7 protein-coding genes are annotated in these 12,461 nt (G+C 34.8%); all 7 read right to left on the bottom strand.

The features are described 5' to 3' along the window. Positions 1-111: 111 nt before the first annotated feature. The 7 genes from AAFN75_RS11400 to AAFN75_RS11370 all read right to left on the bottom strand — a co-directional run bounded on the left by AAFN75_RS11400 (position 112) and on the right by AAFN75_RS11370 (position 12,433). Complete coding sequence (locus AAFN75_RS11400) at positions 112-1,602, bottom strand: sulfatase-like hydrolase/transferase (RefSeq protein WP_411806431.1); 1,491 nt, start codon at positions 1,600-1,602, stop codon at positions 112-114. 62 nt (positions 1,603-1,664) lie between these two features. Beyond that, positions 1,665-3,080 (bottom strand): sulfatase, encoded by a 1,416-nt coding sequence (locus tag AAFN75_RS11395; protein WP_411806430.1) that lies wholly within the window; start codon positions 3,078-3,080, stop codon positions 1,665-1,667. 61 nt (positions 3,081-3,141) lie between these two features. Further along, complete coding sequence (locus AAFN75_RS11390; RefSeq protein ID WP_411806429.1) at positions 3,142-4,152, bottom strand: family 43 glycosylhydrolase; 1,011 nt, start codon at positions 4,150-4,152, stop codon at positions 3,142-3,144. A gap of 22 nt (positions 4,153-4,174) precedes the next feature. Next, on the bottom strand, positions 4,175-5,455 hold the full coding sequence (locus AAFN75_RS11385; protein ID WP_411806428.1) for a DUF6786 family protein: 1,281 nt from the start codon (positions 5,453-5,455) through the stop codon (positions 4,175-4,177). Positions 5,456-5,647: 192 nt separating this feature from the next. Beyond that, positions 5,648-7,555, bottom strand: a complete 1,908-nt coding sequence (locus AAFN75_RS11380; protein ID WP_411806427.1) for a glycoside hydrolase family 97 catalytic domain-containing protein — start codon at positions 7,553-7,555, stop codon at positions 5,648-5,650. Between the two features lie 39 nt (positions 7,556-7,594). Further along, on the bottom strand, positions 7,595-9,445 hold the full coding sequence (locus AAFN75_RS11375) for an arylsulfatase (RefSeq protein WP_411806426.1): 1,851 nt from the start codon (positions 9,443-9,445) through the stop codon (positions 7,595-7,597). Positions 9,446-9,478: 33 nt separating this feature from the next. Next, a complete protein-coding gene (locus AAFN75_RS11370) occupies positions 9,479-12,433 on the bottom strand; it encodes a DNRLRE domain-containing protein (protein WP_411806425.1) in 2,955 nt (984 codons plus the stop codon). Positions 12,434-12,461: the final 28 nt, after the last annotated feature.

The following is a 12,461-nucleotide window of genomic DNA, read 5'->3' as shown; positions in this document are numbered from 1 at the left end:
TGTTTTAAACTTATCACTCATAATTGATTAAAAACGTTAAAACTCTATAACTAAAAAGTGCTGTACCCTAAATTTAGAATACAGCACTTTTTTAAATAAAATTTATTTTAATTAATTGATTTGCGGTTGATTCCACAATCGGTAAGGATCTTCGTTGGTTATCATTTGCTCCAATAACAACGCTTCCATTTCAGCTAGCTTATCTCCATATTTTGGATTACTTGCTAAATTGGTTTCCATCTCATTAGTTTTACCATGCTCTGGTAGGTACTCATTAGGATTTTCCGCCAAATTAAATAACTGCGTTTCTCTTACAGCACCGTTAAGCACATCGTATTTTATAAGTTTCCAATCGCCTTTTTTAACGGTACGCATCCCTGGTTTAGTTCCTCCGGCATATACACCATACATAACATCTCTCATGGTTTCTTTTTCACCTTTTAAAACAGGCACAAAGCTTTTACCCTCAACTGTTTTTGGTGCTTCAATGCCTGCTAAATCACATAAAGTTGGCAATACATCTAATAAATAAATGTTACCATCTACTCGTTTACCAGAAGGGATATTGGGTCCTTTTACTATAAAAGGCACTCGCCATGTATGTTCGTAAAGATTTTGTTTTCCTTGTAATCCGTGACGACCAATTGCCATTCCATGATCGGCAGTATAAATAATGTATGTATTATCTAATTCGCCCATAGCATCTAGTTTAGCTAATACCTTTTCTAATTGGATATCGATATTTTCAGAACATGCAAATTCTCTTCCTAATTCATTTCTAATAGTGTTTTCATCTCTATTTTTCCAAACACCACTAACTCTTTCTTCATCTCTTAATTCTAGATGACCATGATGAAACGGATGTTTCACTAAATAGTTTGGTGGCAATTGCGGTTGTTTATTGTTTAACGGTGGTAATGAATTTTTATCTTTATGATTTATAGCTCCATATTTTTCTAATAATTCTGGTGTACCATTTCGCGTATCGTGCGGATGAGAAAAACCGAAGTAAATAAAGAACGGATCTTGTTCCTTACCTTCAACTCTATCATCTAAATAACTTAAAACTTGTTTAGCATGCCACGCGCTACCAGTTTCCTCGGTTCCGCCACGCTTTGTTGCATCTTTTATAACTGAAAACTGTTTATTGGCTCCAGGATATGAGTTTTTCAACTTACACGTTCTCATGGTTTTATATCCTGCTCTATTAAATACAGCGCCTATAGTTTGCTCATCTATTTCATGCGGACCAGTTTGCTTTTGAAACTCTGCACTTGGAGGTAAATGCCATAAGGTCCGGCCACTCATTATCATGTGGCGAGATGGAGTACATACAGCTCCATTCATAGATCCCATATGGCGTGCCTGCTCAATAACAACACCTTGACTTGCTAGCTTACTTATTGTAGGTGTTTCTAGAATCGAATTGGGATCGTAGGTTTGTAAATCGAAGGGTGATTGATCGTCAACCAATACAAATAAAAAGTTAGGTCGTTTTTCTTCTTTCACAGAATTTTTTTGAGTTTCTGTCTTGTTTTTGCAACTAGTGAATACTACTGAAAGTAAACCTAGCATCATAATTTGTTTAAAAAAATGTTTCATGTTAAATATTTATTATTTCTAAATTTTCATTAAATAATTATTAATTTATAATATAGATACTCTTAATTTAATTTCTTAAAATCTGGATTGATAGTGGGCATTTCCGCATCAACTTCTTTTTGCCATTTCTTCAAATTAGCAGCTAATTCTTTTGCTTTTTTAGAATGCGGACTAAACAAATTATGTTGTTCTGCAATGTCTTTGTCTAAATTGTACAGATATTCTTTACCTGTTTCGAACTCAACGATATACTTCCACTTTCCAAGGCGCACAGCGGCTCCCATGGACAACCCTTCTTTTCGATGATGAGGAAAATGCCAAAACAAAGGTCTTTCAATAAAATCTTTTTTATTACCGAACAATTGCAAAATACTCACCCCCTCTAATTTAGGATATGTAGATGGATCTCCTCCTGCTAACTCTACGAAAGTTGGAAAAAAATCCACACTACTCACAGGTGTATTGCATACGCTTCCTGCTTTTACCTTACCTAGCCAGTTCACTATCATAGGTACACGAATGCCTCCTTCATTTAAAGTTCCCTTTTTGCCTTTTAAAGGTGGATTACCCCATAGACCTCCATTATCGGAATAAAAGATAACTATAGTGTTTTCTAATAAATCTAAGACTTCTAATTTATTCATTACTTTACCAACATTCTGATCTAATTTTTCAATCATAGCAAAATACGTATTACCATCATGCTCTTTTACAATTTCATTGGGAGCAGCCAAAGGTGTATGAACTGTGTAGGTGGCTAAATTTAATAAAAATGGGGTGTTTTTATTTTGCTCTATAAACTTAACTGCTTCATCACCTAATCTATCCGTAAGGTATTCTCCTTTTGGTCCATCGGTAATTGTGCCATTTTTATATGGGGAAAAATAACTTGCAGGCTGCCCATAAGCACAGCCTCCAATGTTTACATTAAAACCATGATGTTCTGGGTTGTACTTAGTATTCACAATCCCATTATCTGTATAAATAGATCCTTCTCCTCCTAAATGCCATTTACCAATATATCCTGTTGCATAACCTTGAGTTTTTAAAGCTTCAGCAATGGTGATTTCTTCCTGCGGTAAATGATTGAGAAAGTAAGCTTCTTTTAACTTTTTTTCTTTATTTAATTTCTTCAAATATTTATCCATTCCCATTCCTGGAATATGGCATGTAATTTTTACAGCTGCGGGAGATTTCCCTGTAACAACACTCCCTCTAGTAGGAGAACAAACGGGTGCAGCTGCATAAGCATCCGTAAATACCATGCCCGTTTTAGTCAACTTATTAATATTAGGTGTTTTAATCCCTTTTTTTTGATTCATGTATTCTACATCTGAGTAGCCCAAATCATCAACAATAATAAAAACAATATTTGGCTTTTTTTCTGTTACCAAATCTTTATGTGATCTACATGCGGAAGCAGATAAAAGTAGTGTCAACGATAATTGCACAAATAAAAAAGTACGCTTATAATACATGAATATAATTATTAATGATTTCTTTATTGACTAGAAAGTAATTTTGTCTAAATTATATTATCTACATTGTAATTTCAAAACGTAACAAATAAGTAAACCCTTTTCCAGACTTCATTGCAATGCCCCAACCAGGAATCTCTGTTTCGGGATTACCATCTTCTAAATTCGGACGATACAAACCTGATGCCTTAGGGATATGCTTTAGACTGTCTTGCAAAACGGAAAAATATTGACCATCTGTAGAAAAATTTAAGGTTGAATTAATAGATGCTAATGACAGTATACCTCCACCTGTATTCCAAATTAAAACCTCGTGGCTTTTATCTAATAAATAACCATCTTCCTTTTCAAAAGGACCTGCAGGGTGATTTGCATAAGCGACTCCCATTTTAGTTTCTCGTGGAGATTTCTCCCATTGGCGTCCCTTGTAGTACAAGCCTATCTTATTACCCCGAACCAACATACTGGCATCATCTATACGAAAACTATCAAAGTCCGCAGTGTTTGGCGAAATCTCCAAAATGGGGTTGCTTACTACTCGAACAAATGGGCCATGTGGACTATCTGCTACTGCCAATCCAATAGCAGTAATATCTGTAGTTGAATTGCCTTCAAACTTCTTACTAACACTACCGGGGGTAGGTTTTACTCCTGTATAATACAAATAATATTTTCCTTTGAAAACCAAAATATTAGGTGTAAAAACTGAATGACTATCAAATTCGCCTTCTGCTCCTAAACCAAGTGCCATACCTTGCTCCTTCCAAGTATGACCTTTATCTGTAGAGGTGGCATACCAAATAGTTGCCCAATAACCCGATGTAATAGGGCTATCCATGCGGCTATACCAAATGTAGTAGGTGTCACCTATTTTTATAATATCGCTATTATCTCGTCTGTTATATAAAGCGTCTTTACCAATACCTGTAATTTCTTGATATGAAAACTTAATAGGTTCCATTGCTGTTACTATATCTTCGCTTAATATTTTTGATTTTTTGGTTAAATTACAAGATGTCAAGAAGGATACCAACATAATTACAATAGCTAAATCTAATTTAAATTTATTCATTTTTTTAATTATTTAAATCTGACTACTTAGCGCTAAATATGTTAGTGATTTCTGAAATTGAAACACCTAATACTTTTTCTGATATTTTAGTTAGTTCTTTAGGAGTACCTTCAAAGTGACAAGTCATTTGGATATGTGTTCCTGTTTCACCAACTTTTAATTTTAAAGCGGGCGAAGAAGTTTCTAATTCATAAAAAGGTCCTAATGGTTTTTTACCTGGCCCTGGAGGCCCATCATTATACGAATTGACAACATCTCCCGAATAAGGTGCATCTTGTAATTCCCATAATGAATTTACATAATCCGTAACCTCTTCTGGTTTGTTATATTTAACAATGGTAAGTATTTGGCTTAATGCATCATACGCCCCCAATACATTTTTTGCTCGTTTAGGGGACAAACCAATTTTACTTCTAAATTCACCATCTCCTCGAAAATACAAAACATTTTCAGTTACAACTAAACGTTCTGCAGGTACTTTCCCAAAATAATCATCATTTACTGGCACTCCAAGTTCAGCTTTATCTCCTGATATATATGGAATTACAATAGTGGTTTGAGGTGACGGATTAAACATTCCCAAAAGCCAAACAGATAACAAACCTGTTGCTTTTTCCCAATTAGCATCACCAATGTTTGTTAAAGAATTGGTTGTTTGGTAGGCCACTACATTGATTTGATTATTCAATTCAACGCCTAGATCCTTTATTATTTCTGAAGTTGATAACACTTTCACTTCGCGCTCAATACCCAAATCAAACTTAAATCCTGAATAATTTACCAAGGTTGCTTTTTTTGAAAAAGTAACCGCATTCGTTGATGTTTTTTTTACGTTAAAAGGTTCTAAATCTATCAAATTTGGAGTATACCAATCGTCTAATGTAAATTCACTTCCTTTTTTGAAAAAAATGGAGTATTGTCCTCCTTCTGGTCCAATCCAAAATCGTTCTTCACCTCCAAAAACATTAATATGCGCTTGCGTAACTTTGAATTTAAAAAGTGCCCTATTAATCCAACCATAACTTCTACCTTCATTATTTAAAGAACTACTGGTCATTACTCGACCTTGTAAAGTTGGTGATACTGCTACTTTTGATTTTCCTGAAGCATCCGAAAGTTGAATGATTTCTATATAGTCTTCCATAAAAGAAACATCGTTAGCAAAAGAAATATAATCTAACTTTTCGATTTTTTCAATACCCTTATTCTCAGATTCTTTAGATTTACAACCAACAAAAAAAACGGAGATCGTTATTATACAAATAAGATTAAATCTCAATTTAGAATGACCAAAATGTTTCATTTCTTTTTATTTTTTTTTTTAAGATTACTACTTCATGCTACAAGAAGCTTTTCCTCGTTTTAATGAAATTACAACATACCCTTTAATATTAAATGAATTTAGAATTAAAGTACATTATAAACACTGTAAGCGCTAAACATCTTTGATCCCAACTCATAATACTTTTTTTTAATTATTACTTGTAATAAATATTTAATCTGGCCTAATCCACATAGCATGGCCACCTCCTGGTGCCATTTTAATATTTAAAACATCCCCTTTTTTAACCTTAGCTTTTCTAATTTGATAAGCCTCAGGATTGGTTTTACAGTTTGTATCTTTAGTGTCTTCATAAAAAGTAACATCATACGTTTCGTTCGCTTTTAAAAAATCTAAATTGATATCAAGCGCACCTCCTTTTTGATTGTAAACAGACCCTATAAACCACTCATCTCCATGTCTTCTGGCCGTTGATATATAGTCTCCCATTTTAGCATGCAACGCTTTACTATCATCCCATTTACCCACTGGCATTTTTTCAATAAACTCGAACAAATCTGCTTTTTTAGCATAGGCTTCTGGAGCATCCGGAATACACACTAAACCACTATGTATAATTAATGTTCGAGCCACTTCTGAAGCGACCGTAGAAAAATAAGAATGTGTTTTTTTAGGTCCTTTTTGCCTGTTACCATTATTTATATCTACTAGTGAAAAATTACCATTATTCATATCCAATGGTCCCTGCACAGCGTTAATTAGCGCCATTTTGATAAAGGTTTCTGGTGTGAATGCTCTTCTAGAATCTTGCTGTGCATGGCAGTACTCTTTGGTAATGGCGTTAGGCAATGTGCGCTCTATACCCGTGAAAGGAACGGGTCCATCATGAAAATCGACTAGCAAATGGTTCTCTGCACTTTTTTCTATAGCATTACGGGTAAATGAAACGTTACTACCCATAAAACCATATTTTATTCCACTCATACCAAGGGATTTATAATACGGAAATAAGTTATCGTCACCAAAATCACCTTTATGTCGGTCATAATACAATATTAACTTTACACCCTTTGTTTTAGCATATGCAGATACCCTTTCAAGATCAAGGTTTTTGGCAATTTCAAGATGTCCTGTGGTTGCTTTGGTAAACCAAAAATCGTCTATTAAAAAATACTCAATGCCTTTTTCTGCAGCAAAATCTATAAACCGGATATAGCTTTCAGTATTTATACCATAAGTAAATCCATCGTCAGTCTTATAACCATGAACGCGCCAATCCCAAAGAGTTTTACCCGGTTTAACCCAAGACACATCTGCTAATTGATTAGGTGTTGCTAGGTTAAGACACGTTGTATTTGTAACCAAATCTCCTACTTTATCATTCACCAAAATAACGCGCCAAGGCGTTGTTGTAGACGCTCCTTTTAGTTTAGTTTTATTTGAAGAAACTAGCGAGTTTGTATCTTTCTTGAAATTAAATTTAATAACTCCAAATTCTGGCGCTGAATATAAATCTGACTCTAAAATAGATAAAAATTTATTTTCAGAATTCTCAACAACAATTGGCATTACTAATTTAGGCTCTTTATCCATACTAGATAATTCCTTAAAAGCTATTGGTCCTAAAGGAGCACCTTCTCCTGCTGGACAATACAATACATCGTTAATATTTAGATTATACTCAGAATAAAAATGAGATTCAGTGCCTTCCGTATAACCTTCTAAGGTATATCTAAAACCAAACCCTTCGTTAAATACACGAATATAAAGCTGTGCTTGTATTCCTTCTATATCTAAATCTAAAACAAGTTCATTATATTGATTCTTAATCTCGCTAAACTGACCCCAAACAGGTTGCCAATTAGAGTTTTCTGAATTTATATTGGAGCTTATAATTTTCTGTTTAGATTCACTTGATAGGATAGAAATTTGAGAAGAAGAAATTAACTCTTTTCCTTCTAGTAACAGAGAATAACTTATAGCATCCTTCTCTTCATTTACTACAACTGATATTTTTCCTGTTGGAGAGTTAACCTGTAATGCATTATTTTCAGAAGAACAAGCGTATATAAATAAACCTACATATACGATGCTTATAACCTTAATTAAGCCTAATCTCATTCTAGTTTTATTTTTCGAGTAACCCCTATAATGTTTTATTTATATTTTTTCGATTGTAGCATAATAAGCTCCAATTTCCACGCCATCTTCTAAGGTAAACCATGTTTTAAAATGGGTTTCGCCTTTTTCTAATTCCACCGTATACTCTACATATTCAGCTTCTAGATTGACTGCTTTAGACATTTTAATATTTTGAATTTCTATTCTAGAGTTTTTTATAGCTAAGGCCTTAGATTTTTTACTTGGCGTAACACTTGTACCTTCCAATGCTGGACGTACAGGTGCTTTTGCTCCTAATGCCAAATGTGTTTCTACTGGCCAACGACGTAATTTTAAAGTATATGTCCCTGGTTCTTCAACTTTTACGCGCCAAAATCCATTGTTTACTTGCCCTTGTCTTATATGATCTTGTTTCCATGGCGTAAAGGTTTCGCTATGCCAATCATGACAAAATAATGTTGTTGGGTTTTCTGCTTCGTTTCCAACAATAAAATATGGTTTTTCTACAAAAGTTGGCGATATTTCGGCCCACCACTTATCATAAGCTGCTTTATAGGTTTCTACTTTTTCAGGATATTGATCTGCTATATTTGTACGTTGTTCTGGGTCGGTATCCAAATTATACAATTCTGTCCCCTCAACCAATCTCCAGTTTTTATGCATTAATGCTGTTCTTTTCCAAGGCACAGGATCTGTTGAAAACTGGGTGTTTACATACACTATTCTATCCTCAAATTTAGAATCATCACCCGCCATTAAAGGCACTAAGCTTGAACCATCGAACTTTAAATCTTCTTTAATCTCTAATTCACATAAATCTACTAAAGTTGGAAGGATATCGTAATGAGCTGTTAAGGCATTGATATCTCTACCCACATTAATACCTCCATTTTTCCAATGAATATAGAATGGCACACGATGCCCACCTTCGTACATACTTGCTTTTACACCTCGCATTCCAGCATTATTTCCTTTAGCAATAAAACCATCTAATCTATCTTGTCCTTCGCCCATTTTATTTCCAGCTGCCGAACCATTATCTACAGTAAAAATAAGAATAGTATTATCCATTAAATCTATAGCCTTTAAATAATCGACTAGTTTACCAAGGTTTTCATCAATATTCGCAATCATGCCATAAAAGGCCGCATTAGGAATATTTTCATTGTCTTTATAAGGATCTGAATATTTATCGTCTACCCAATACGGCGAGTGTGCTGCATTAGTGGATAGGTAACAAAAGAAAGGCTTATCTTTCTGTTTCCCTATATATTGTTTGGCCTCTTCGAACCATACATCTGTACAGTAACCTTCAAATTTTTCTAGTTTACCATTATGCATATAGGTATCATCAAAATAATCATTATTCCAATAATCCATGGTTTGCCCTATACCACCGCCATTATTCATAAGAACTTCATCAAATCCTTTATCTTGAGGACGAAACGGGTAATTATCACCTAAATGCCATTTCCCAAACATAGCTGTATTGTATCCGTTTTCCTTAAATATCTGAGCCATTGTTTTTTCTTTTTCAAGAATAAGCGACCTTCCTTTTATGGTAAAAAAGACACCTGTTCTGTAATTATGGTGCCCCGTCATAAACGCTGCACGAGTAGGCGCACAAGTTGGACTTACATGATAATCTGTTAAACGTGTACTTTCGTTATATAATTTATCGATGTTTGGCGTTTTAATCCACTCATTTCCATGAGCTGCAATGTCTCCATAACCCACATCGTCCACCATTATTAAAACAACATTCGGTTTTTGATTTGTAGTTTCATTTGCGGCTAGTTGTTCCTTTTTATTGTCTTTACAACTTGATAATAGCAGTAGACATACACAAGTAAGATATAGATTAATAGTGTTTTTTAAATTGAATTTCATGAAGTTAAATTGAGTTTATAATTTCTATTTAAATTAAAGTTTTACTATTTTTTTTGAAGTGACATCTGAGCCATTTTTAACCATTAAAACATAAATACCTGTATTTAGTTTTGAAACATCTAGGTTTACCTCTCCACTTTTAGGATTTACTTCCATTAATTTTTGACCTTGTAAACTATAAAGCGACACCTGCGTTTTAGTGTCATTAAAGTTAATTGATTTTAATAAAGAAACCTTTAACTGATTTGTAACTGGGTTTGGGTATAGGTCTATGCCCTGCGACATATCATTTACACTTAAAGACTCACTAGAATATTCAACTACCAACACCGGTGCAACACTACCCGAATCAAATTCTTTAGACCGGAAATCAATTCCTTTTGCACTAGCTTCAGGATCTACAGGATCTTTAACAACTACAGTTATTAACTTATCATTACTATATTCTTGAGCTACGTATGAAGAAATATCCCATTCATTCCAAGCTGAATTGGTTGTTATACGAGCGCGTTCATTTTCAAATGATGGCCTATTATTAAATGTGATTACATCTTCTTCCCAACTATCATCTGCTACATCATAAATACTTCTAGAAAACTTAAACGTTGTTCTTTGGTATATTCTAAGTTTAGCAGATATTATCGTTCCAGGAATAGCGCTTAAATCGAACTTTAAATACCCATAACGACCAGATGCCACTGTTACTATATTATCATCGGATCCATAATTTCTATTAGCATTTCCTGCATCTCTTACATAGGTATCGGCCAAAACATTCAAAGTTATTGTGCCTTCAACGGCAGCAACCACTCGTAAGTCTTGCGATGCACTAGGTGCTGCATTAAATAAAGCATCTCCAGATTGATTAGCTGTTATAGTAGCTGTACCAACACCAACAACATGCACTTTCCCGTCTACAATAGTGGCAACCGCAGGATTTGAACTATTATAGCTTACTGGTAATCCTGAGCTTGCAGTTGCTCCTGGATCGAAATCTGCAGTACCTACAACTTTATCTGATAGTGTAAAAAACTGAATTGTTTGATCGCTTTTAGCAATACCTGTTTTGGCAATTGAAAAACTATCCAAATTAAAAGCTTCGGAAGTTCCATTAGACATAATTTTAAAACTTTGAACACCTGCTTCCAAAAGAATATCTTTAGCAATAGTATATGTTTTCCAGTCTGAATCACTTGTTGAATTTGGTGCTCCAAAAGGCACTTCTAAATCTCCCGTTTTTTCTTCCCCACCAAAACTAAATTTCATGGTTCCTCCGGCTTGTGACGCTGCATAATTAACATCGATACTATACATTGCTCTTTCTGCAACCGAAATAGTATAAGTAAGCCATTCTCCAGATTCGATTGATGTAATATGATATCCTCCTCCTACGGCAGCTTCAACATCCACACCATCAAAAGTTCTATAAGCGCCTCCTGTATTCAATACACTTAAATCATGATACGCACGGCCTTCTCCGTTTTGTATAGGGTCGTAATCGAAATTTTCTGCTTCAATAGTAGTTTCTGCAAAATTCATATTATAAGCCGGTAAACCATTAGTCTCAAAACCAGAAATAGGATCGCCATAACAAAAAGCGGGACGACGCGCTGTAAGGCCTCCCCAACCAATAGCGTCGTTGGTCCAACCGGCCTTTTCGTAACCACTTATTTCAATTGACTTATCCCGTGCACGCATGGTCCATTTTGCTTCATCTTCGGTCTTAATACCTCTACCAATATAATGTGCTACTGGCATTTCGAACACAGTTCTAATTCCAGAAAACTCACCAATTCCTATTGGACTGATTGCTTTTGAATACCAACGACCGGTTCTATCAAACTGTTGAATAAATTCACCTGATTCTACTGTTGGCACCCATGGTGAAAGTTGATCTGGATACTCTTGAATTTCCGAAACGTTATATCTCATATTATATTCTAGTCCAAGTAACAGTCTATCGTCAGCATGACTATATAAATCATCTCCTTGATTCCATGCCATTTCTGCCATGGAAGTAAGTAAGCCAATACCAAATGCCGTATGTTGTTGATCTCTTGAACTTTCTTGACATTGTCCATTTTCCCAAATATAATTTGTCATAACCTCGTTATAACCATAATTTGGAATGGTATAGCCTCTTGATACGTTGTAATCGTCTGCATACTCATTAGAAGACCCTTCTTTTTTAGTTGTACTTGTATTAGGGCCTGCAGGATAAGGGATATCATTCAAGTGAAGTTCCAATTCTCCCGTTATATAGCGATAAGCACGATCATACATTTTTTCATTATCTAAAAAAATACCCATAGCCATAACCGTTCGAAATCCTGATAAGCCCTGATTTCCATGACGTATAGGGTCCCCTTGGAAAGCCATCCAATAGAACGTAACATTTCCTGACGGTTCTGTTGTAGAAGAATACCCTGGGTATACCAACATATCTTTAAAAGCTTGCAAATCGGCAGGCGCCCAACCAGAATAGGTACTTTTAATAATTTCAGCAGCTTCAATCATGATATAGCCAATACCTCCACTTAAAGAATCTGTGCCCCCACTAGTAACTGATGTTAAATTAGACCAAGCTTTAAATATTTCTATTGCTTTTTCGGCATGCCTTGAATCGCCTGTAACGTACCATCTAATTGCATTATAGTAAGCAGCTCTAATATCGTTGTTCCATGCCCCTTCATTAACCCCTGAATCTCTTCCTAGTTCAGTAAAAGTTTCATCACCCTGAACCGTATAATCATAACTCGATTTAGAATCGGCCACCATATCTTGATACGAGGTGTACCAAGGATCTATTTGTGCCTCAACCATAAGTTTAACCCTATCCAAATCTGATTTTTTATGTGTTATCCCTGGATGCACAAATTGTGCATTAACAAACCCGATAGCACTAAAAAACAAAAATACTGTTGCAGTAAGTTTATGTTTTATACTTAACGACATCTTAGGTATTAGATTCGGTATTCTAAATTTCATAATTAGCATAATTAGTTAGTTGTAGTAT

Source organism: Algibacter sp. AS12, assembly GCF_046736315.1.
GTDB classification, from domain to species: Bacteria; Bacteroidota; Bacteroidia; order Flavobacteriales; family Flavobacteriaceae; genus Algibacter_B; species Algibacter_B amylolyticus.
This window is presented reverse-complemented; position numbering and strand designations above follow the sequence as displayed.